Source organism: Bittarella massiliensis (ex Durand et al. 2017) (genome assembly GCF_009876955.1).
Taxonomy (GTDB): Bacteria; Bacillota; Clostridia; order Oscillospirales; family Ruminococcaceae; genus Bittarella; species Bittarella massiliensis.
Map to the genome: position 1 here is coordinate 20955 of NZ_WWVY01000005.1, position 20453 is coordinate 41407.

Here is a 20453-nt window from a genome sequence, read left to right on the forward strand (position 1 = left end):
ATATTTTGTGCACAGAGGGCGAGTTTTCACGCGCGGTACCACCTCAGTTTGCCGTCTCCCGACCCATGTTGAAGGGGCGACGGCCTCGTTGGGGCGCGGTAACGGGCGCCGGACGGCCCTCCCTACTGCCGGTCAAAACCGGGTTCAAAAGGGCGGCTCAGGGGTGTATTCCCGCCGGAAAAGCCGCTTTCTCTCAGCAAACGAAAGCTCTCTTGGGACTTTGGGCCGGCGGTACTGGTCCCCTTCTCTGCCTGTAAGCAATTTTTGCATTACCTGTATCTTACCCGTTTGCCGGGCGGTTGTCAACACCGCCCTGGGCGCGGGCGAGCATTTCCCGCGCATTTTGCAGTGATACCCCGCTGACCGCGTCGCCGGAGATGATGCGGGCCAACTCCCGCACTCGGTCCTCCTCCCCCAGCGGGCGGATGTCGGTAAAGGTGGACACCCCGTCGGAGTGCTTGGAGATCAGCAGGTGATTGCCCCCATAGGCGGCCAGGCTGGCCGAGTGGGTGACACAGATGATTTGGTGGGAGGCGGCGGTCTCTTTGAGTTTTTGGCCGATTTTTTGGGCGGCGCTGCCGCTGACCCCGGTGTCGATCTCATCAAAAATCAGGGTGTCGATTTGGTCCTTCTCAGCGAGGATGTTTTTGATGGCCAACATGATGCGGGAGAGCTCGCCCCCGGAGGCGATTTTGGAGATGGATTTGGGCGCCTCCCCCACGTTGGCCGAGATGAGGAAGCGGACGGCGTCCATCCCGTCCCGGTGGAGCTTGGGCTCGGAGACCACCTCGGTGACAAAGGTGACCCCGCTCATGTTGAGGAAGGCCAGCTCCCGGCAGATGGCGGCGGAGAACCGCTCTCCCGCCTTTTTGCGCTTGGCCGAGAGCTGCTGGGCCAGGTCAGTGGCGGTGCCCAGCTCGTCCCGCATCTGCTCTTTGAGGGAGAAGATCTCCTCGTCGCTGCCGGCAAGGGCCTCGAGCTGGCGCTGGCAGTCGTCCCGGTAGGCGAGTACCTCGTCGAGGGTGGCGCCGTATTTTTTCTCCAGTTGCTGCAGGGTGGCCAGGCGGTTTTCCAAAAAGTCGATGTCCACATAGGCGTCCGCATCCGGCCCGCCCGAAAGGGCCGAGAGGTCGGCGGCGTGCTCCTGCAACTCATAGAGGAGGGCGGTCAGCTTGTCCCCCACCGCGCCGGTGGCAGGCAGGTATTCGCGGATGTTTTGCAGGGACTGAGCTGCTGTCTGCAGCAGGCCGATGGCGCCGCTCCCCTCCTCCCCGCCGTTCAAACAGTCCTGTGCGGCCTGCAGGTTCTGGGCGATGAGCTCGGCGTATTTGGCCTTGTTGATCTGCTCTTCCAGCACCAGGTCTTCGCCGGGGGCCGGGTCGGCCTCGGTGATCTCGCCAATCTGGTAGGAGAGCAGGTCGATCTGCCGCTCCCGCTCGCTGCGGCGGGCCTCCAAGTCGGCGATGGTGCGCTTGAGGTCCCGCACCTTAACATACTGGGCCTGGTAGCGCTCGAGCAGGGGTTCCAACTGGCCGTAGGTGTCCAGCACCCGGATGTGGCTCTTCTCGTCCAGCAGCTGCTGGCTGTCGTGCTGGCCGTGGACGTTGATGAGCAGCTGCCCCAACTCCTTGAGGATGGACACGTTGGCCGGACGGCCGCCGATCTTGCAGGTGTTTCTGCCGTCGCGCCCGATTTCCCGCACGATCAGCAGGCTGCCGTCGGGACAGTCGTACCCCATCTCCTCCGCCCGGGCGGCCACCGCCGGGGAGAGCTCCTCAAACAGAGCGCTGATCAGGGCCCTGTCGGCCCCCTGGCGCACCATGTCCTTGGAGGTGCGGTTGCCCAAAATGGCGTTGACCGCGCCAATGAGGATGGATTTTCCCGCGCCGGTCTCGCCGGTGAGGACGTTGAGCCCCGCCTCCAGCGGCAGGGTGGCCCGCTGGATGACGGCGACATTTTCAATGTAGAGTGTTCGCAACATGGCGCTCTTCCTACCTGTTCTGGGGGATGTAGGTCCGCAGCTCCTCGCAGAGCTCCCGGGCGTACTCCTCGCTCTTCATCAAGATAAAAAAGGTGTCGTCCCCCGCCAAGGAGCCCACAAAGCCGTTCCACTGCATCTCGTCAAAAGCGGCGCAGGCCGCAGAGGCCAACCCCTTGTAGCAGAAGGCGCAGACGATGTTCTGGGCGTAGTCGACCTGGCGCAGGGCCTCGGCGATGATGATCGAGTAGTTGAAGTTGACGCCGCCCGCACTGCCCGGGCGCTGGGGGGTGGTGTAGCGGTAGACGCCCTCGCGCGAAAGGCTCTTCACCAGGCGCAGCTCTTTGATGTCCCGAGAGATGGTGGCCTGGGTGACGGCGAACCCCTCTTCCTGCAGCTTTTTGAGGAGTTCTTCTTGGGTGGTAATGTCGTATCGGGAGATGAGGTCGATGATTTTGGCCTGGCGCTTTGCTTTCACGTTTCAATCCCCTCTTTCAATGAATTTGGCCTTGATGACTTTAAAGAACCCACTGCGGTCCAGCAGGACGAACTTGACCTTTTTGTCCGCCCGGCGGATAAGGATCTGGTCCCCCCCGCCGATTTTGACCGAGTGCTCGCCGTCGATGGTGACGTAGACGTCGTTTTGGTTGCGAGCGCCCTGGCGGATGGCGAGGGTGCTCTCCGGGGAGAAGAGGATGGGGCGGGAGAAGAGCGAGTGGGGGCAGATGGGGGTCATCTCCAAGGTGTCGATGGCCGGGTCGATGACCGGCCCCCCCGCCGAGAGGGCGTAGGCCGTGGACCCGGTGGGGGTGGAGACGATGACCCCGTCGGCCCGGTAGTTGATGACCTGCTCCTCGCCGCACCAGATGTCCAGGTCCAGCAGGCGGGAGACGGTGCCGCCGGTGACCACTACGTCGTTGATAGCGGTGTAGCAGCGCTTGCTCCCCCCCTGCGTGATCACGGCGTCCAGCGCCATTCGCTCCTGGATCGCGTAGTCGTCGGCCACCAGCTGCTTGAGGAGGTCGAGCCGGTGGCAGTCGATACAGGCGAGAAAGCCCAGCCGCCCGGTGTTGATGCCGATGATGGGCTTGTTGTGATGAATGGCGTGTTTGGCCTGGTGGACCAGGGTGCCGTCCCCCCCCACGCAGAGGATGCAGTCGCACCAGTCATAGCCGACGGCCGATTCGACAAAGCGAACGCCGGGGAGATGGACCTTCTCCCGCAGGTAGGCGGGCATCCAGACCTCGGCCCCGCAGTCGGCGAGGATCTGGCAGGCCTCCGGGGTGTATTTGAGGGTGCGCGGCTTGTCCAGGTTGGGGATGACGAAAAAAGAGTGCAAATGCCCTTCCTCCTTCTCTCTAAATCAGACGGAGAGCGCCCGGTGGGAGGCGGTCACCGTCTCGGCGACCTGTTCGCTGCCAATGGTCGGCAGCCCCTCCCCCGCTCCCTTTTCCAGGAAAATCAGGTATTCAATATTCCCTTCAGGGCCTTTGACAGGTGAAAAGTCAAGTCCCTTTACAGCAAATTGGTTCTCCCCAGCCAGAGAGATGACCTTTTCGATGACCTCCCGGTGGGTGTCCGGGTCGCGGACGACCCCCTTTTTGCCCACCTTTTCCCGCCCGGCTTCAAACTGGGGTTTGATGAGGCAGACGGCCCGGCCGCCGGGGGCGAGAAAGCGCCAGATGACCGGCAGCACGTGGGAGAGGGAGATGAAGGAGACGTCGACGCTGACAAAGTCCAGCTCGTCGGGGACCTGCTCGCCGGTGAGGTAGCGGATGTTCTGCCGCTCTAGGTTGACCACCCGTTCATCCGAGCGCAGTTTCCAGGCCAGCTGCCCGTACCCTACGTCCACGGCATAGACCTTCTGTGCGCCGTTTTGCAGCATGCAGTCGGTAAACCCCCCGGTGGAGGCCCCCACATCCATGCAGATCTTGTCCTTCAGGGAGATGGGAAAGACGGCCATGGCCTTTTCCAGTTTGAGGCCGCCCCGACTGACGTAGGGCAACTTGGCGCCCCGCAGCTCGACGGCGTCCCCCTCTTTGACGGTGTCGCCGGCCTTGTCGGCCTTTTGGCCGTTGATGTAGACATCGCCGGCCATGATGTAGGCCTGGGCCTTCTGGCGGGTCTCCGCCAGCCCCTGTTCGGTCAGATAGACGTCCAGTCTTGTCTTCATGTGATCACTCCTGCTCTAAAAAGCGGGCTATGCCGGCTTCGTCCATGCCCAGGTGGGCGAGGGTCGACTCCACCGAGGCCTGGGGGATGACGCCGTCTTCAATGGCGCGGATGTGGATGCGCCCCCGGTAGCCGCTCTCGGCCAGCTGGGAGGCCAGCCGTTCGCTGACGCCGCCGCTGCGGATCCCCTCCTCCACAAAGTAGACGGCTTTGTAGGAGCAGAGCAGCTCGCAGACATCTTCCCCCAGGGGGAAGAGCTTGGTCAGTTTGAGGACGGAGGCCCCCACCTTCTGGGCGGCGGGATAGACCTCGGCAAAGATTCGGCCGTAGGTGAGCACCACCTTGCCGCCCTTCTTTTTGCCTGGGAAGAGGTGGTGGTCCTCGCAGGGCAGATCGTCCAAAAAGGCGAGGCGCCCGTCCTCCTTTCCGCGGGGATAGCGGAGGGCACAGGGCCCCTCTTCCCCATAGAGACAGGCGTTCAGACAGTGGCGCAACTCGCGGTAGGTGGCGGGGGAGTAGAGGGTCATGGTGGGGACGGATTGGAGCATCGACACGTCGTAGATGCCCTGGTGGGTCTCCCCGTCCTGTCCCACCAGACCGGCCCTGTCAATGGCCAGCACCAGGTGGGCGTGTTGCAGGGCCACATCGTGGATGATCTGGTCGTAGCAGCGCTGCAAAAAGGTGGAGTAGACGGCAAACACCGGCCGCAGCCCGCCGGTGGCCAGCCCAGAGGCAAAGGTCACGGCGTGCTCCTCGGCGATGCCCACGTCGTAAAAGCGGTTGGGGTACTTGTGTTTGAAAAACTGCAGCCCGGTGCCGTATTTCATGGCCGCGGTGATGCCGCAGATGGAGGGGTCTTTGATGGCCTGCCCCACCAGGGCGCGGCCGAAGGCGGTGGAGAAGGAGTCCTCGTTGGAGATGTCGGGATTTCCCTTTTCGATGTCGAAGCTGGAGACCCCGTGGTAGGCGCCGGGATTTTCCTCCGCCTTCTGGTACCCCTTCCCCTTTTGGGTGGCAATGTGGATGAGAACGGGCCGGCTGATGCGCTTGGCCCGCATCAGGGCGCCGCAGAGCATGTCGATGTCGTGCCCGTCGATGGGCCCCAGGTAGTCAAACCCCAAGTCCTCAAAAAAGGTGTTGTGGTAGATGGCGGTCTTGAGTTTCGACTTGGAGGAGACCAGGGCGTCCTTGATTTGCCGGCCTACCATCGGCGTGCGCTCCAGGAGGTGGGAGACCGAGTCCTTAAAGCGGAAATAGGCCGGTTTGGTGCGGATCTCCGAGAGATAGTTGGCCACCGACCCCACGCTTTTGGAGATGGACATGTCGTTGTCATTGAGGATGATGATCAGGTTGCCCCGGGCCTTGCCGGCGTTGTTGAGCCCCTCATAGGCCATGCCGCCGGTAAAGGCACCGTCGCCGATGACGGCGATGACGTAGCCGTCGTCCCCTCGCTGGCGCTTGGCCTCGGCCAGCCCCATGGCGGCGGAGATGGAGGTGCTGGCGTGCCCAGCCACAAAGGCGTCGTGCTCGCTCTCATACGGCTTGGGAAAGCCGGAAAGCCCCCCTTCGGTACGGATGGTGTCGATCCGGTCCCTGCGCCCGGTGAGCATTTTGTGGGTGTAGGACTGGTGCCCCACGTCCCAGACAATGGCGTCTTTGGGGGTGGTGAAGATGCGGTGCAGGGCGATGGTGAGTTCCACCACCCCCAGGTTGGAGGCCAGGTGCCCCCCGTTTTGGGAGACCACCTCGATGAGCCGCTCCCGGATCTCCTCCGCCAGGGCGTTGAGTTCGGCGGTGGAGAGCATCTTCAAATCACCGGGTCCGTTGATGCGCTGTAAAATGGACAAATCCGTTCACCTTCTATGTCAAAGATACCAGCATGGCCACCAAAATGCCCAGCAGGGCACCGCCGAGCACTTCCAGCGGGGTGTGGCCGAGGGACTCCTTCAAGTCCTTTTTGAACATATCGTCCTCGTCTTCGTCGGGGGCGTCCTGGCTCTTCTCCCAGGTGAAGATGATCTTGTTGAGGACTTTGGCCTGTTCCCCTGCGCTCCTGCGCACCCCCATGGCGTCGTACATGACCACGCAGGCCACCAGGAAGGCCAGGGCGAACTCCGGGGAGGAGACGCCCACCGTGCGGGCGATGGCCACGGTGAGGGAACAGACCAGGGCCGAGTGGGCGCTGGGCATCCCCCCCGCCCCCACCATCCGCTCCAAATTGAGCTTTTTGGTGGCGATGAAGGTAAAGATCGTCTTGAGCACCTGCGCGCTCAACCAGGAGATCAGGGCAACGTTTAAACAGTAGTTGCCGAACATCTGTCGTAGGATATCCATATCAACCGCCCTTTAGCTTTCTCTGTCCACCAGCGACTGGCAGAGGTGGGCCAGGCAACCGCCCTGTTCACCGGGGACCGCCCTTTGCAGCTTGCAGAGGGCCCGGTCGGTACAGGCGCGCACCTGCTCGCGGGAGGCCTCTACCCCGTAAAGGGTGACAAAGGTGGTCTTTCCCTGCTCGGCGTCGCTGCCGATGGGCTTGCCCAACTTGGCCTCATCCCCCACGGCATCCAGTATATCATCTGCAATTTGAAAAGCCAACCCGACGTCCTCGGCAAAATCGCCCAGGGCGCACTGGCTGTCCTCCCCCGCGCCGGCGGCAATGGCCCCCAACTGGGCGCTCACCGAGAGGAGGGCGCCGGTCTTGAGCCGGTGCAGGGTGGCCAGCACCTCCGGCTCCATGGGTCTGTTCTCATAGGCCAGGTCGATGACCTGCCCGCCGATCATCCCCCGGTAGCCGGCGGCGCGGGCCAGGGCTGCCACCGCCCGCAGTCGCAGCTCCTCGGGGAGAGGGGCGCCGGCCGCGGTCTCAAAGGCAAAGGTCAGCAGGGCGTCCCCCGCCAACAGGGCGGTGGCCTCACCGTAGACCTTGTGACAGGAGGGCTTGCCCCGGCGCAGGTCGTCGTCGTCCATGCAGGGCAGGTCGTCGTGGATGAGGGAGTAGGCGTGCACCATCTCGATGGCGGCGGCCAGGGGGAGCGCCTCCTCCCGCCGGCCGCCCAGGGCTGCGCAGCACTCGAGAACAAAGAGGGCGCGGATGCGCTTGCCGCCGGCCAGCAGGCTGTAGCGCATGGCCTCGGCCACCTCTCGGTAGAGGGGGTCTCCGTCGGGGACGGCGGTCTGCAAAAAGGCCTCGATGGCGGCCAGGTCGCGCTCGAGTTGTTCTCTACAATTCATCGTCCATTCCCTCCAGTTTGATCTCCTCCACCGTCTGGCGGGCGGCCTTGAGCTGGCCGTAACAGTCGGACAGCAGGGCCGCCGCCTTGGCGTAGGTGGACAGGGCCTCCTCGAGGGGGAGATCGGCCCCCTCCAACGAGGCGATGGCCTGTTCCAGGGCGCGGTAGTTCTCTTCAAAGCTCGCTTTCTTTTTGGTCGGCATGGCTGGGCTCCTCCCCTATCTGGTCGACGGTGCAATCGGCCTCGCCGTCGCAAAAGCGAAGGGAGAGCCGGTCGCCCGGTTGTATCTGCATAACGGAGTGGACGGCGGCGCCGTCCTTCTGTGCAATGGCGTACCCCCGGGAGAGCACCTTGGCGGGGTTTAGGCTCTCACAGAGGTCGGCGGCGCTGCGCCAATCGGCTTCCAGCTTGTCCAGTCGCTTGGTGCAGGCAGTCTGCAGCCGGTGGCGGAGGGCGGCAAGCCCCTCGCCCCGCTCTCCCAACAACTGGGCGGGCGAACAGGCGCGGTGGCGCAGCTGCAGTTGGTAGAGGGCCTCCTTCTTTCGGGTGTAGAGGCGGTGAAGGGCCGTCTCCATCCGCAGGGAGGCGCCGTTTAGCTGGCGGGCGATCTCCCCGCTGTCAGGGGCCACCAGTTCGGCCGCCGCCGAGGGGGTGGGCGCCCGCAAATCGGCCGCCAGGTCGGCGATGGTGAAGTCGATTTCATGCCCCACCGCCGAGATGACTGGCACCGGGCAGTCGGCGATGGCGCGGGCGATCTCCTCCCGGTTGAAGACCCAGAGGTCCTCCTGGCTGCCGCCCCCCCGGGTGAGGATACAGGCGTCGTACCGCCCGGCGATGGAGACGTAGCGCAGCGCCCGCACAATGGAGGGGCAGGCCGCCTCCCCCTGCACCGACACCGGGATGAGGGAAACGGTGCAGAGGTTGTACCGCCGCGCCAGGACCCCCAGCACGTCCTTGACTGCCGCCCCCGACTTGGAGGTGATGAGGGCGATGTGTTGGGGAAAGGGCGGCAGGGGCTTTTTGCGCCCGGCGTCGAAGAGCCCCTCGGCGGCCAGCTTGCGCTTGAGCTGTTCCAGTGCCAGCTGCCGGGCGCCGACCCCTTCGGGCAGGATGTCCTTGGCGTAGAGCTGGTAGACCCCGTCGCGCTCAAAGACCGAGACGGCGCCGCGGACGATCACCGACATCCCGTCCTCTGGGGAGAAGGCCAGCCGGTTGGCGTAGGACTGAAACATCACCACCTTGATGGAGGCACCGGCGTCCTTGAGGCTGAAAAAGAGGTGGCCGGTGCGAAAGTGGCGGTGGAAGCTGGAGATCTCCCCCCGGATCAGCAGGTCTTTGAGCTTGCCGTCGGACTCGACGATGGACTTGACATAGGCGTTGAGCTGGGTGACGGTGAGGGCGGCGCCGGTCATCTCCCCCACCTCTCTCTGCACAAGAGGGCGATGCCGGCGGCGTTGTCGCTGGAGAAATTGGCCGGGGCGCAGACCCCGCCGTATGTTTGAGACAGGGCTGCCGAGAGGATGGAGTTGGACATCACCCCGCCCGAGTAGAGGACGGGCAGTGGCCCCAGCTTCTCCAGCAGCCGGGCGGTCATCCCGTCCAGGGCGGCCAGCAGGTAGTCGAGGCAGTAGCGGGCCACGTCGGCCGGGGCCTCGCCCTGCGACAGCATCTTTCGGCACTGGTTTTCGACCCCGGAGAGGCAGCAATCGCAGCCCTTGAAGGTGGGGCGGGCCCGGTAGCGCTTTTCGCTCTGGCAGGCCAGCTTGTCCAGCGCCGGGCCGGCGGGAAAGGGCAGCCCCAGCAGCCCCCCCACCCGGTCGACCGCCTGTCCGGCCTTCAGGTCGAGGGAGCCTGCCAGATAGGTGGTCTTGCAGATGCGCTCCCCATCGGGCTCCACCAGCACCGCTTCGGTGGTGCCGCCGGAGACGTGAAAGGCCAGAAAGGGCCCTTGTAGGTAGGAGAGGGCCCCGCCCCCGTAGAGAGCGGCGGCAATGTGCCCCTGCTGGTGGGAAAAGCGGTAGAGGGGCAGCCCCAGCAAGTTGGCAATGAGGGTGGCGCTGGAGAGCCCCACCAGGAAGCAGGGCATGTAGGAGCCCTCTATATCCCGGGGGCGGTCGGACACGCCAACAGCCAGAACATCCCCGACGGGGATCCCGCCGAGGATAGAGGTGGTGAGTTCACTGAAATTTTTGACGTGCAGAAAACAGGCGTCGCTCTGGCGAAGCCCCATCTGTCCCTCTTTGACCGGAAGGGGCAGTCGGATATTCTGCACCACCTCCCCCTCGGCCGAGCAGACGGCGAGGGAGGAGGTGTAGTTGCTGGTGTCGAGGCCGAGAAAGTACTTCATTGTTCCTGCGGCTGCACCAGCAGCTCCTCGTCCTCGGCCGCTTCGGGCAGCGCCTCGGCCTGCAGGGCCTCTTCGGGCGTCCCCAGCTCCTTCGCCACCGCGCCCAAAAGTCCGTTGACAAAGGCGTAGTCGTCGTCGGTGCCGTACTTCTTGGCCAGCTCCACGGCCTCGTTGATGGCGACCCCCACCGGGCAGAAGTCGGCGGCGATCTCGGCCAGGGCCACCCGCAGGATGGAGCGGCAGACCGGGGAGATGCGCTCGAGCGTCCAGCCCTTCAGGTGGCGGGCGATCTGCTCGTCCAGCGCGGGGGCGCGCTCGCACACCTGGCGAAAGACGTTCAGGGCGTACTGACTCATCCGCAGTGTGCCGCACTCGCTCGCGCCGGCAATGATGTCCTCGGCGCTCTCGTCGGACAGGAAAAACTGTTCAAAGGCCAGCACAAAGGCCGCCTCTCTCGATTCACTTCTGGTCATATTTGTCTCCTCGCTGTGTTGGAATATAGGGCGTGGGGTGGCCCCACAAAAATACCCTCCTGTGACGGTACACGGGAGGGTATGGGGCGAATGTCAGTGCTCTTCCCCGCTCTCACTCTCAAAGGCGATCCCCTGCACGACGATATTCACCTTGGAAACGGTGATGCCCGTCATGCTCTGGATGGCGGATTTCACGCTGTTTTGCACAGCCAAGGAGACGTCCGGGATGCTGACCCCTTGGTAGAGGTCCAGGCAGATGTTCACCGTGGCGATGTCGCCGTTTAGCTCGATGCCCACCGGGTTGCGGCGGATCGCCTTGGCCCACAGCCCCTTGATGTTGGAGTTCTCACAGGTGACCTGGGCCACCCCCTTGACCTCCCCAGCCGCCATCTTGGCGATGGTGGCCAGCACCTCTTCAGAGACCTTCAGGTTGCCGATGGTGTCCTTCAAACTGGGTTCGCCCATCAATGCGCCCTCCTTTATAGCAATGCATCATTCTGTATAACATACACCCTGTATGCTGTATATTATACCACAAAAAAGGAGAGAGACAACTATTTTACCTCGGTTATTGTGATATTTTCCGCCTTGACGCCGGCCTCGCGGATGATGATCTCCTTGATTTGGTTGGCGGTGTCCTCGTTGAGACCGTCGGTCTTGACCACCGCGTCAGCCTTTTCGTTGTTGATATATACCAGGCAGTCGGAATAGCCTTTGGCCTTGATGAGGCTCTCGATCTTTCCCTCGGTCTCCACCGCCTTGACCATGTAGGAGAGGGAGTTGGTCAGGGATTTCTTCTCCTCCTCTGAAATGGTGGTGTCCTTGAGGGATTTTTGCAGTTTGTCCAGGGCCTCATCCCGGCTCTTCTGGCGGTTGGTGCGGGACTCGGCGAAGTACTCCTCCCCCTTTTCCACCGGGGCAGAGGTCTCCTCCTTCTCCCCCAGCTCCTCGTCGCTCTTGGAGCTGCCGTCGCCCGAGCCGTTGACGTACTCGGCGTCGCCGTAGTTGCCCGATGCCGAGAGGGAGTCGGTGGTGGTGAAGTCGCTGCCCGATTTGGCGAACTGCCAGTTGAGATAGACCGCCACGCTCAGCGCCAGCACCAGCGCCCCCAAGATGACCTGCTTCTTTCCTGCTTTCATGATTTGTTTACCCCTTTCTTTGCCTTTTCTGGGCACCCCGTGCCAAAGGGCGGTCTACCCGCCTTTTTTCGCTATGTAAACGCGGTTGGAGGGGACGTCCAGCAGGGTCGTCACCGCCTCCAAAACCCGCCCTTCCACAGTGGGGTCGCCCCCTCCGTCGCAGACGATAAGCACCCCCTTGATGACCGGCTCCAACGTGCTCTGCACCACCGCCTGTTTCTTGCCGTTTTGGTCCTCCACCAAGAGGTAGCTCCTCTCGGTGCTCTCCCGGCTCTTGCCGCCCTGGCCCGCCATGGCGTCCACGCTCTTTTTCTCCTCGTAGAGGTACTGGCTCTCGGAGGAGCGTTCCAGGGTGACCATCACCTCCACCCGGCCGACCCCCTGCACCTTTTGCAGGATGTCCGTCAGGTCCTTCTGGGTCTGCGACACATACGCCTCCTGGCTGACAGGGGTCGAAGAGGCGCCTGTACTTTGGGAGGACCCCTTTCTAGACTTGCCGTTGCCCCCCAGGCTGCTGAGAAAGATGAGCAGCACTCCGACGGCCCCCAGGATGACGATGAGTTTTGTTTTGTCCACTTTTGTGAGAAGTTCCTTGCACCTATCCAGCATCTTCTGTGTCCTCCGCACTCGAGGTGGGCAGGCCGAACGCCTCGCTGACCTGGCGCTCCAGGGCCTCGTCCCGCCCCTTTCCCGTTTGGATTTTGATTTCTCTAATATCTATGCGCCCCCCCTCGTCCACATGAGTGCGCACCTCTATTTTTTCATAGTCCTTCCCCTGTCCGTCCAGGTAGGCGCCGATCTGGGTGCGCAGGTTCTCGGCCGCCAGGGCCGCCACCTGTTTTGCGATCTGTTCCTGCGCCTGGCTTACCTGGGGCAGTTCCCCTGCCGAGGGGAGGTTGAATGAAACCCCGCCTAGCCCCGACAGGGGGGCGACGATACAGGCCAGAAAAAAGACGTTGACCGCCACCTTGAACACCGACTCCATGCTGCGGGAGGGGGCCACCATCTTGAAGATCCCGCCGCAGATGCAGCTGAGACAGAGGGCGAACCCCCACTGCTGAATTGCCTGCACGATCTGTTCCCCCTTTTTATCCGACGCCCATCATGACGATGACCGTGGTGATGATGACCAGCAGCGCGTAGGTGAAGAGGAGCGCCACCGCAATGGTGAGACAGTTTCCGATGGATTTGAGGGTGTCCCGCACCGACGAGACCCCCAGCATGTCGCAGAAGAACGCCCCGGCCCAGAGGGTGGCTTTGTAGAGCAGGCAGCGCAGCAGCAGCGGAACAAAGGAGACGACCACCGCGGCGATCCCGAAGACCCCGACCCCGTTTTTGACCACCTTGAGACAGCCGTAGACCGAGGAGAGGGCGTCGGAGACCACGCCCCCCACGATCGGCACCATATTGCCGATGAGGAGTTTTCCGGTCTTCATGGCCAGGTTGTCCGAGGCGGAGGTGACAAAGCTCTGCATCGAGAGGACACCGCAGAAGATGGTCAGCAGCAGGGTGAGCACCACCACCACCGCGTTTTTCAGCCCCCCGCTGATGGCCGAGACCCGCAGGTCGCTCTGCACCGCGCCGGTGACCGAAAAGGCCAGCATCAGCCCCAGCAGGGGGACAATGGTGGAGGAGCAGATGGCCGAGACCCCCTGCACCACCAACATCAGCACCCCGGAGTAGGCCGTGGCCGTCAGCGGCTGGCCGGAGGTGGCCGCCACCGTGGAGTAGATGGGGGCGAAGGTGGCGATGAACTGGTTGGTGGAGAGAAGGGTCTGGTTGAGGTCTTGGATCAGCCGGTAGACCGGCGCGACCACCGACACCGCAATACAGAGGGCGGCCACCACCGACACCACCGGGGAGAGGCTTTCGGAGAAGAAGGTGCTCTTCATGCTCTCGGCCATGGCGCAGACCAAAATGGTGACCACGATGAGGGCCAGTATGCGGATGGGCTCTTTGGCGGTGGTCTTGATCGACTCCCAGAGGCTGCCCAGCAGTTTGGGCAGGTCGAGGAAAGAGAGGGCGCTCTCCCCCGTCAAATCGCCGTCGAGAAGGCCGCTGTCCTCTAGGGTATCCCTGGCCTCTTCGGGAAGGGCGTCCTCTAACTGAGAGGCGCCGCTCAAATCGTACTGTTCCTGCAAGATCTGTTGGGTGTCGGTGGCCGGGCTCTCCTCCTCCCCCTCTTCGGCAAAGGCGGTCCAGAGCGAAAAAAAGAGGAGGGCCAGGGCCAACAGCAGGGCGGCCAAGATCCTTGAATGTCTCACAGCGCCGCCCCCTTTACAGGAAAATCAGGTCGTCCAAAAAGGAGACCACCGTTTTCAGCATCGGCAGGGCCAGGGCCAACACCGTGACCTTGCCCGCCAGTTCCACCTTGGAGGCGATGGCCTGCTGCCCGGCGTCCCGGCAACTGTCGGCCGCCAGCTGCACCACATAACAGACCCCCAGACACTTGAAGAGGGTGCCGATGTTTTCGGCCACTCCCTCTGAGAGCAGCGAAATGGAGAGGACCTCCTGCAGCACCGGCAGCAGGGAGGCGGCGATATAGCCGAAGAGCAACACCCCCGCCCCCACCGACACCACCACGGCGATTTGGGGGCTGTACTGCTTGAGGGTGAGGGCCAAAATCGCCGCGACGATGGCAAAGACCGCCACGCCCAGCACGTTCATTTCCCCCACCGCCTCACAGGTCGAAGATGGCCTTGACGGTGTCAAACAGGGTGCTGATCTCCCCGATGATCATCATCAGGACCACGATGAGCCCCGCCAGGGTGGTGAGCATGGCCTGCTCCTCCCGCCCGGAGCGGATGAGCACCTGGTTGAGCACCGCCACGATGATGCCGATGGCGGCAATTTTGAAGATGAGATCTACGTCCATTTTCGCGTCCTCCTTTTGGGGCTACCAGAGGATGATGGAGAGGCCCAGCCCCGCCAGCACCCCCAGGGTGTTGTACATCTTTCCGTTTTTTCGGTAAGCCTCTCGGGTCTCCTCCAGCTGTTCCTCCAACTTCTGTACCAGCAGGGCCAGGCGGGAGAGCTCCACCGGGGAGGGGCGGGTGCCGAATTCCCGCCCAAAGTCCAGCATCAACTGGCGGAGGGCAGGCGGACTCTTTTGCAGGCAGCGGCACCCCTCCACCGCGCTGCAGAAACTGGCGGAGAAGTCGCCGGTCTCCATCCCCCTGCAGCAGAGGGGGAGAAAGTCGAGCCCGGCAAAGCGGGGGTCTTGGGCGGCCTGTTGCAGCAGTTCCCCCACCGGCGCGCCGCCGTAGGTCAGCTCCCCTTCGATCCCGCGGAAGAATTTGAGCAGGGTCTGCACCAACCGCTCCTCTTCTCGGATGCGGCCAGAAAGGTAGAGTCCCCCCAACGAACAGGCCGAGAGGAGGAAGAGGCAGCCGATTGCCTTAACCACGGGTAGCCCCCCTCTCGCAGTGGGCCCTGACCGAGAAATCGTGCGGCGAGACCTGTAGAAAGTGGGTGAAAAAGCCCTGTTTGAGCAGCGGGGCCAGGGCGGGGTTTCGCCGCAGGTCCTCCACCGTGTCTCCGTGGGCGGTGGCGATGACCCAGACCCCCGAGACAGCACAGCGCCGCAGGGCGGCCACGTCCTCCTCGTTGCCGATCTCGTCGCAGGCCACCAAGTCGGGAGACATGGTGCGCACGCAGCGAAAGATGCCCTCGGCCTTGGAGAAGTAGCTCTGCACGAAGGCGCCCGGGCCCAAATCGGTCTGGCACTGGCCCCCCAGGCAGTTGGCCAACTCCCCCCGCTCGTCCACCACCCCCACCTTTAAATAGCGCTCCCATCCGCCGCCGGAAAAGGCGCGGATGAGGCCCCGCAGAAGGGTGGTCTTGCCGCTGCCCGGCGGGCCGACGATGAGGGTGTTCCCCAGCCCGTGCAGCCGGTAAAAGCGGAGGACAGCCGGGTCGGCGGGCAGCGCCCCCCGGGCGATGCGCAGGTTGACGGCCTCAAATTCGTGCACCGTCTCCCCCGTCTCGGGGGAGTAAAACCGCTTGCCGCACAGCCCCACCCGGTGTCCGCCGCGGATGGTGAGAAAGCCCTGGGCGATCTGGTCCTGATGGGAGTAGAGGGAGTACTCGCAGCAGGCCTGCACACAGGAGCGCACCTGGACGGCGGTGGCACAGAGGGCCCCTTGGGGCTCGTCCAGCAGCGCTCCCTCCCCCAGAAAGCGCAGCCGCCCCTCCCCGTAGAGGGAGACGGGCTGCCCAGAGGTGAGGCGGATTTCCTGACAGCGTTCCCAAACGGGCTGGGGCAGGGCCAGACAGCCGCTGCGAATGGGTTCGGGCAGGACGGCCGTCACCTGCTCAAAAGGGGTTTCTCGACTCATGGTTCATCCCTCCCACAACTTGTACACTAACACTATATGGGTTGTCCCACCGGGATAGAACCTGTCCCAAAACGCAAAAAAGGGCCCGCAACGGATGTGCTGCGGGCCCTTTTGCCAAGTGAGGCTCAGAGTATTTTTTCTCGGATGGAAAAGAGGAGGTCCACCGAGGGGCGCCTGCCCAAGCTCTTTTCCGTGTGGCGCTCAAACTCCAGGCCGCAGGCCCGGTAGGGGCTGTCGGGGAGCCACCGGGTATAGAAATACCGCTTGGCCGCCCCGACTGCCGCCCCCCAGAGAAAGGCCCAGCGGGGGCGAACCACCATCCTGCCGTAAAGCCCGGCCGGCAGGGTCAGTTCCCGAAGCGCCGGATAGGGCTGCGCGCCCCCCACGAAGAGGGAGAAGCGGCCGCTGGCTTCGTCGTAGTCTCGGGAGAGGACGTAAAAGGGCAGCACCTGCTCTCCCTGCCGCCGGATCGCCGCCCGGTACCGGCGCGAGAGGGCGGGGATGTCTCTGGCGACCGTTTTGTCGCTGGAGGGCTGCCAGAGGCCGTAGAGGGTGAGTTCCTCCAATTGCAGGCACTCCACCGTCTGTCTTCTCATCCGTTTGACACCGCCTTTCTACATCGATCATTGCCAGCCCATCGACTGGCAGAAGTGCAGCAGGTTGTCGGCCGTCTGCCGGAGGTTGTCGGCGCTGCGGTGGCGGGCGGTGGCAAAGGCCTCGGCCCGGGGGTTGATGGAGAAAATGCCCGAGACCCCCTCTGCATAGGCGGCCTCGGCGCCTTCGCCGATTTCCCCCACCAGGGCGATCACCGGCACCCCCTGTGCCCGGGCCCGGCGGGCGACCCCGACCACCACCTTGCCGCGCAGGCTCTGGCTGTCGATTCGCCCCTCCCCGGTAAAGACCAGGTCGGTCTCCCGCAGCAGGTCGTCAAAGTGCACCGCGTCGAGCAGGGCGTCGATCCCCATCTGCAGCCGAAAACCCAGCAGGGCACAGACGCCGCCCCCCATCCCGCCGGCAGCCCCCGCCCCCGGCAGCAGCTGCAGATCCCGACCCGTCTCGGCCAAGACCACCTCCGCCAACCGCCGCAATCCCCCATCCAGCTGCATCACCTGTTCGGGGGTCGCTCCCTTTTGGGGGGCAAAGACGGCAGCCGCGCCGCTGGGGCCGTAAAAGGGGTTGTCGATGTCGCAGATGGCGACCTTTTCGGCGGCGGCCAGCCGCGGGTCGAGCCCGGAGCAGTCGACGACGGCGATCCGCCCCAGGGTGCCGCCAACAGGGATAAATGGGACCCCCTTGTCGTCCAAAAAGCGGACCCCCAAGGCGGCGGCCGCACCGGCCCCGCCGTCGTTGGTGCAGCTGCCCCCCAGGCCCAGCAAAATTTTCTCGCACCCCCGCGCCAGGGCGTCGGCAATCAGCTGTCCCACCCCGTAGGTGGTGGTGCGCAGAGGGTCTTCCCGCCCCTCCACCAGGGGGAGTCCAGCGCAGGCCGCCATCTCGATGACGGCGGTGCGGGGGCTGCCCTCCAAGATGCCGTAGAAGGCGGTGCGCTCCTCAAAATAGGGGCCCGCCACCGGCAGGGTGATCTTCTCCCCCCCGAGGGCGGCGAGGAAGGCGTCCACCGTCCCCTCGCCGCCGTCCGCCACCGGGATGGCCCGCAGCCGGGCCGAGGGGTCGCAGCGGCGGACGCAGTCGGCCAAAATGTCGCATATCTGCCCAGAGGTGAGGGTGCCCTTAAAGGAGTCGGGCACCGCGAGGTAGCGCTTCATCGACAGAGTCTCCCCTCTCTTTTGCCTTGACAGGTGAGGGGGAAAGCCCGCAGACTCTCCCCCTCTCGCTCAAAGCGGATATTTTTAGATTTTTTCTTCCAGCAGCTGGCGCATCAGGCCGGGGTTCCCCTGCCCCTTGGAGCGCTTCATGCACTGGCCCACCAGGAAGCCCAGCACATTGGTCTTGCCGCTGTGGTAGTCCTCCACCGCCTTGGCGTTTTCGGCCAGCACCTCGGTGACGATGGCCTCCAACACGGCGGTGTCGCTGACCTGGGCGAGCCCCTTGTCCTTGACGATCTGGTCGATGGCGATCTCCCCGTCGTCGAGGATGCACTCCAGCACCGTCTTGGCGGAGGTGGTGGAGATGGTTTTCTGGTCGATCAGGGAAATCAGCTCCACCAGCCGCTCGGGGGTGAGGGCGAGATCGTCCAGTTCGCAGCCGCGCTCATTGAGGACCTTGGCAATGTCGCCCAGCAGCCAGTTGCAGACCGACTTGGGCGCCACCTTCCCCCCCTCGAGGCACTGCTCAAAGAAGCGGGAGCGGCTCACGTCCTCGGCGAGGAGGGTGGCCTCTTTCTGGGGCAGACCGTAGGAGGTCATATACCGCTCGATCTTCTGGTTGGGCAGTTCGGGGATGGTGGCCTTGAGCTCCTCCACATGCACTTCGGGGATGTAGATGGTCCGTAGGTCGGGCTCGGGGAAGTAGCGGTAGTCCTGGGCGTCCTCCTTGCTGCGCAGCAGCTCGGTGACCCCCTTGGCGTCGTTCCAGCGGCGGGTCTCCTGCTCGATGACGCCGCCGGCGTCCAAGATCTCCTTCTGGCGGGCCATCTCGTACTCGATGGCGCGGACGGCGCCGCTAAAGGTGTTGACGTTCTTCATCTCACAGCGGGTGCCGAAGGTGTCCGACCCCTTGGGCATCAGGGAGACGTTGACGTCACAGCGCAGCGAACCCTCCTGCATCTTGCAGTCGGAGATGTCCAGGTAGAGGAGGATGGAGCGGATGGTCTCCAGATAGGCGTGGGCCTCTTCCGGGCTGCGGATGTCGGGCTCGGACACGATCTCGATGAGGGGGACGCCACAGCGGTTGAAGTCCACCAGGGAGCCCTCGAAGGACTCGGCGTGGATGAGCTTGCCAGCGTCCTCCTCGATGTGGATGCGGGTGATCCCCACCCGTTTCTTCTCGCCGTAGACCATGAAGTCCAGATAGCCGTTTTCACACAGGGGGATGTCGTACTGGGAAATCTGGTAGGCCTTGGGCAGGTCGGGGTAGATGTAGTTCTTCCGGTCCTGCTTGGTGACGTTGTTGATGGTGCAGTGGGTGGCGTGCCCCATGCGGATGGCGTACTCCACCACCTCCTTGTTGAGGGTGGGCAGGGTGCCGGGCATCCCCAGGCAGATAGGGCAGCACTGGGAATTGACCTCAGAGCCAAAGGAGTTTTTGCAGCCACAGTAGATCTTGGTTTTGGTGGAGAGTTCCGCATGGATCTCCAACCCGATGACAACTTCGTATTCCACGGTAAACCCTCCTTATTTCGACGCGATGGCGGGGACGGTGAACTGATGGCCCGTCGCCTGTTCGTAGCGGTGCCCGGCGCTGAGCAGCACGTCCTCCCCGAAGTGGGGGCCGATGAGCTGCATGCCGATGGGCAGCCCCTGGCTGTCCCTGCCACAGGGCATGGCCAGGGCGGGCAGCCCGGCGATGTTCACCGGCACGGTGCAGATGTCGGACTTGTACATCTTCACCGGGTCGTCGACGTTTTCGCCCAGCTTGAAGGCCGTCTGGGGGACGGTGGGGGTCAGCAAGAAATCGCAGTCGGCAAAACAGGCGTCGAACTCGGCGCAGAGGGCGCTCTGAAAGGCCTTCCCCTTTTTGTAGTAGGCGTCAAAATAGCCAGAGGAGAGGACGTAGGTGCCCAGCATGATGCGGCGCTTGACCTCGGCGCCAAAGCCCTCGGTGCGGGTGTTGACATACATCTCCTGCAGGTTCTGGTAGTGCTCGCTGCGGTAGCCGTATTTGACCCCGTCAAAGCGCGCCAGATTGGAGGATGCCTCCGCCGAGGAGATGATGTAGTAGGCCGACAGGGCGTGGGGGGAGGAGGGCAGCGAGACCTCTTTCACCTGGGCGCCCAGGGAGCGAAAGACCTCGGCCGCCTGCATGACGGCGGCGGAGACCTCCTCGTCGATGCCCTCGCCGAAGTACTCTTTGGGGATGCCGATGGTCATCCCCTTCACGTCGCGGGCCAGGTAGTCACGGTAGTCCGCCCGGTGGCCCCGGTCGCAGGAGGTGGCGTCCATCTCGTCCGCGCCGGAGATGGCCGAAAAGAGCATGGCGGTGTCCTCGCAGCTGCGGGCCATGGGGCCCACCTGGTCCAAAGAGGAGGCAAAGGCCACCAGCCCGTACCGAGAGACGGCCCCGTATGTAGGCTTGAGGCCCACAATGCCGCAGAAGGAGGCGGGCTGGCGGATGGAGCCGCCGGTGTCGGAGCCCAGAGCCAAAACCGCCTCGCCGGCTGCCACCGAGGCGGCGCTGCCGCCCGAGGAGCCGCCGGGGACCCGGCTCAAATCGTGGGGGTTGTGGGTCTTTTGGAAGTGGGAGTTCTCGCAGGAGGAGCCCATGGCGAACTCGTCCAGATTCACCTTGCCGGTGATGGGGAGGAGGTTTTCCTCCACCTTTTTGACCACGGTGGCGCTGTATGGGGGGACGAAGTTGTAGAGCATCTTCGAGGCGCAGGTGGTGGTGACCCCCTCGGTGCAGAGGTTGTCTTTGATGGCGATGGGGATGCCCGCCAGCGGGGGCAGCTCCTCCCCTGCGGCGAGTTTCTTGTCCACCAGGGCGGCGGTCTTGCGGGCCGACTCCTCGGTGAGGGCCAGGTAGCTTTGCACCTGGGGCTCACAGGCGGCGATCTGCGCAAACACCGCATCGGTGATCTCGGCGGCGGTGATCTCTCTGTCGCGCAGCAGCCGGTGCAGCTGGGCGGCGGTCTTCTGAATCAATTCCATTTCCCTGCTC

General features: G+C 63.8%; 24 protein-coding genes and 1 other annotated feature. All 24 genes read right to left on the reverse strand.

Annotated features, from left to right (window positions below):
* Positions 1-11: 11 nt before the first annotated feature.
* Positions 12-257, reverse strand: a binding site (T-box leader).
* A 23-nt stretch (positions 258-280) separates the two neighbouring features.
* The 24 genes from recN to gatA all read right to left on the reverse strand — a co-directional run bounded on the left by recN (position 281) and on the right by gatA (position 20443).
* Positions 281-1981, reverse strand: coding sequence for a DNA repair protein RecN (gene recN, locus GT748_RS07160; protein WP_021659130.1), 1701 nt, complete (start codon positions 1979-1981; stop codon positions 281-283).
* Positions 1982-1991: 10 nt separating this feature from the next.
* On the reverse strand, positions 1992-2456 hold the full coding sequence (locus tag GT748_RS15985) for an arginine repressor (RefSeq protein ID WP_021659129.1): 465 nt from the start codon (positions 2454-2456) through the stop codon (positions 1992-1994).
* Between the two features lie 3 nt (positions 2457-2459).
* On the reverse strand, positions 2460-3317 hold the full coding sequence (locus tag GT748_RS07170) for an NAD(+)/NADH kinase (RefSeq protein ID WP_021659128.1): 858 nt from the start codon (positions 3315-3317) through the stop codon (positions 2460-2462).
* Positions 3318-3341: 24 nt separating this feature from the next.
* Positions 3342-4151, reverse strand: a complete 810-nt coding sequence (locus GT748_RS07175) for a TlyA family RNA methyltransferase (protein WP_021659127.1) — start codon at positions 4149-4151, stop codon at positions 3342-3344.
* Between the two features lie 4 nt (positions 4152-4155).
* Positions 4156-5997, reverse strand: a complete 1842-nt coding sequence (dxs, locus tag GT748_RS07180) for a 1-deoxy-D-xylulose-5-phosphate synthase (RefSeq protein WP_073260951.1) — start codon at positions 5995-5997, stop codon at positions 4156-4158.
* Positions 5998-6010: 13 nt separating this feature from the next.
* Positions 6011-6484: a divergent PAP2 family protein gene (locus tag GT748_RS07185; protein WP_021659125.1), complete on the reverse strand. Its 474-nt coding sequence runs from the start codon at positions 6482-6484 to the stop codon at positions 6011-6013.
* Positions 6485-6496: 12 nt separating this feature from the next.
* The gene (locus GT748_RS07190) at positions 6497-7381 is read right to left on the reverse strand and encodes a polyprenyl synthetase family protein (protein ID WP_021659124.1); all 885 of its coding nucleotides are present in this window, start codon (positions 7379-7381) and stop codon (positions 6497-6499) included.
* On the reverse strand, positions 7371-7583 hold the full coding sequence (gene xseB, locus GT748_RS07195) for an exodeoxyribonuclease VII small subunit (protein WP_021659123.1): 213 nt from the start codon (positions 7581-7583) through the stop codon (positions 7371-7373). Before xseB ends, GT748_RS07190 begins: the two co-directional genes overlap by 11 nt.
* The gene (xseA, locus tag GT748_RS07200; protein ID WP_021659122.1) at positions 7555-8793 is read right to left on the reverse strand and encodes an exodeoxyribonuclease VII large subunit; all 1239 of its coding nucleotides are present in this window, start codon (positions 8791-8793) and stop codon (positions 7555-7557) included. Before xseA ends, xseB begins: the two co-directional genes overlap by 29 nt.
* On the reverse strand, positions 8790-9728 hold the full coding sequence (locus tag GT748_RS07205) for a peptidase M22 (RefSeq protein ID WP_021659121.1): 939 nt from the start codon (positions 9726-9728) through the stop codon (positions 8790-8792). The genes xseA and GT748_RS07205 overlap by 4 nt, the downstream gene beginning before the upstream one ends.
* Positions 9725-10201 (reverse strand): transcription antitermination factor NusB, encoded by a 477-nt coding sequence (nusB, locus tag GT748_RS07210; protein ID WP_021659120.1) that lies wholly within the window; start codon positions 10199-10201, stop codon positions 9725-9727. Before nusB ends, GT748_RS07205 begins: the two co-directional genes overlap by 4 nt.
* 93 nt (positions 10202-10294) lie before the next feature.
* The gene (locus GT748_RS07215; protein WP_021659119.1) at positions 10295-10666 is read right to left on the reverse strand and encodes an Asp23/Gls24 family envelope stress response protein; all 372 of its coding nucleotides are present in this window, start codon (positions 10664-10666) and stop codon (positions 10295-10297) included.
* An 89-nt stretch (positions 10667-10755) separates the two neighbouring features.
* Positions 10756-11340 (reverse strand): SpoIIIAH-like family protein, encoded by a 585-nt coding sequence (locus GT748_RS07220; protein ID WP_021659118.1) that lies wholly within the window; start codon positions 11338-11340, stop codon positions 10756-10758.
* A gap of 54 nt (positions 11341-11394) precedes the next feature.
* The gene (locus tag GT748_RS07225) at positions 11395-11916 is read right to left on the reverse strand and encodes a hypothetical protein (protein ID WP_044992335.1); all 522 of its coding nucleotides are present in this window, start codon (positions 11914-11916) and stop codon (positions 11395-11397) included.
* A gap of 22 nt (positions 11917-11938) precedes the next feature.
* Positions 11939-12412: a stage III sporulation protein AF gene (locus tag GT748_RS07230; RefSeq protein ID WP_021659116.1), complete on the reverse strand. Its 474-nt coding sequence runs from the start codon at positions 12410-12412 to the stop codon at positions 11939-11941.
* A 16-nt stretch (positions 12413-12428) separates the two neighbouring features.
* Positions 12429-13604: a stage III sporulation protein AE gene (locus tag GT748_RS07235; RefSeq protein WP_081692965.1), complete on the reverse strand. Its 1176-nt coding sequence runs from the start codon at positions 13602-13604 to the stop codon at positions 12429-12431.
* Positions 13605-13617: 13 nt separating this feature from the next.
* Complete coding sequence (locus GT748_RS07240; RefSeq protein ID WP_021659114.1) at positions 13618-14007, reverse strand: stage III sporulation AC/AD family protein; 390 nt, start codon at positions 14005-14007, stop codon at positions 13618-13620.
* A 13-nt stretch (positions 14008-14020) separates the two neighbouring features.
* Positions 14021-14215, reverse strand: coding sequence for a stage III sporulation protein AC (gene spoIIIAC, locus GT748_RS07245; RefSeq protein WP_021659113.1), 195 nt, complete (start codon positions 14213-14215; stop codon positions 14021-14023).
* Positions 14216-14236: 21 nt separating this feature from the next.
* Positions 14237-14746 carry a stage III sporulation protein AB gene (locus GT748_RS07250; RefSeq protein ID WP_021659112.1) on the reverse strand — a complete coding sequence of 170 codons (510 nt, stop codon included), beginning with the start codon at positions 14744-14746 and terminating at the stop codon, positions 14237-14239.
* Positions 14739-15677 (reverse strand): putative stage III sporulation protein AA, encoded by a 939-nt coding sequence (locus tag GT748_RS07255; RefSeq protein WP_021659111.1) that lies wholly within the window; start codon positions 15675-15677, stop codon positions 14739-14741. The genes GT748_RS07250 and GT748_RS07255 overlap by 8 nt, the downstream gene beginning before the upstream one ends.
* 125 nt (positions 15678-15802) lie before the next feature.
* Positions 15803-16273, reverse strand: a complete 471-nt coding sequence (locus tag GT748_RS07260) for a GyrI-like domain-containing protein (protein WP_021659110.1) — start codon at positions 16271-16273, stop codon at positions 15803-15805.
* Positions 16274-16300: 27 nt separating this feature from the next.
* A complete protein-coding gene (locus GT748_RS07265) occupies positions 16301-17443 on the reverse strand; it encodes a glycerate kinase family protein (protein ID WP_021659109.1) in 1143 nt (380 codons plus the stop codon).
* 84 nt (positions 17444-17527) lie between these two features.
* Positions 17528-18958, reverse strand: coding sequence for an Asp-tRNA(Asn)/Glu-tRNA(Gln) amidotransferase subunit GatB (gene gatB / locus GT748_RS07270; protein ID WP_021659108.1), 1431 nt, complete (start codon positions 18956-18958; stop codon positions 17528-17530).
* Between the two features lie 12 nt (positions 18959-18970).
* On the reverse strand, positions 18971-20443 hold the full coding sequence (gene gatA, locus GT748_RS07275; protein WP_021659107.1) for an Asp-tRNA(Asn)/Glu-tRNA(Gln) amidotransferase subunit GatA: 1473 nt from the start codon (positions 20441-20443) through the stop codon (positions 18971-18973).
* Positions 20444-20453 lie beyond the last annotated feature (10 nt).

Excerpts from the sequence above, each read along its gene's own strand:
- recN (WP_021659130.1), bottom strand. The coding sequence starts at position 1,981 with ATGTTGCGAACACTCTACATTGAAAATGTCGCCGTCATCCAGCGGGCC.
- GT748_RS07175 (WP_021659127.1), bottom strand. The coding sequence starts at position 4,151 with ATGAAGACAAGACTGGACGTCTATCTGACCGAACAGGGGCTGGCGGAG.
- GT748_RS07185 (WP_021659125.1), bottom strand. The coding sequence starts at position 6,484 with ATGGATATCCTACGACAGATGTTCGGCAACTACTGTTTAAACGTTGCC.
- GT748_RS07190 (WP_021659124.1), bottom strand. The coding sequence starts at position 7,381 with ATGAATTGTAGAGAACAACTCGAGCGCGACCTGGCCGCCATCGAGGCC.
- xseB (WP_021659123.1), bottom strand. The coding sequence starts at position 7,583 with ATGCCGACCAAAAAGAAAGCGAGCTTTGAAGAGAACTACCGCGCCCTG.
- xseA (WP_021659122.1), bottom strand. The coding sequence starts at position 8,793 with ATGACCGGCGCCGCCCTCACCGTCACCCAGCTCAACGCCTATGTCAAG.
- GT748_RS07205 (WP_021659121.1), bottom strand. The coding sequence starts at position 9,728 with ATGAAGTACTTTCTCGGCCTCGACACCAGCAACTACACCTCCTCCCTC.
- nusB (WP_021659120.1), bottom strand. The coding sequence starts at position 10,201 with ATGACCAGAAGTGAATCGAGAGAGGCGGCCTTTGTGCTGGCCTTTGAA.
- GT748_RS07215 (WP_021659119.1), bottom strand. The coding sequence starts at position 10,666 with ATGGGCGAACCCAGTTTGAAGGACACCATCGGCAACCTGAAGGTCTCT.
- GT748_RS07220 (WP_021659118.1), bottom strand. The coding sequence starts at position 11,340 with ATGAAAGCAGGAAAGAAGCAGGTCATCTTGGGGGCGCTGGTGCTGGCG.
- GT748_RS07240 (WP_021659114.1), bottom strand. The coding sequence starts at position 14,007 with ATGAACGTGCTGGGCGTGGCGGTCTTTGCCATCGTCGCGGCGATTTTG.
- spoIIIAC (WP_021659113.1), bottom strand. The coding sequence starts at position 14,215 with ATGGACGTAGATCTCATCTTCAAAATTGCCGCCATCGGCATCATCGTG.
- GT748_RS07255 (WP_021659111.1), bottom strand. The coding sequence starts at position 15,677 with ATGAGTCGAGAAACCCCTTTTGAGCAGGTGACGGCCGTCCTGCCCGAA.
- GT748_RS07260 (WP_021659110.1), bottom strand. The coding sequence starts at position 16,273 with ATGAGAAGACAGACGGTGGAGTGCCTGCAATTGGAGGAACTCACCCTC.
- GT748_RS07265 (WP_021659109.1), bottom strand. The coding sequence starts at position 17,443 with ATGAAGCGCTACCTCGCGGTGCCCGACTCCTTTAAGGGCACCCTCACC.
- gatA (WP_021659107.1), bottom strand. The coding sequence starts at position 20,443 with ATGGAATTGATTCAGAAGACCGCCGCCCAGCTGCACCGGCTGCTGCGC.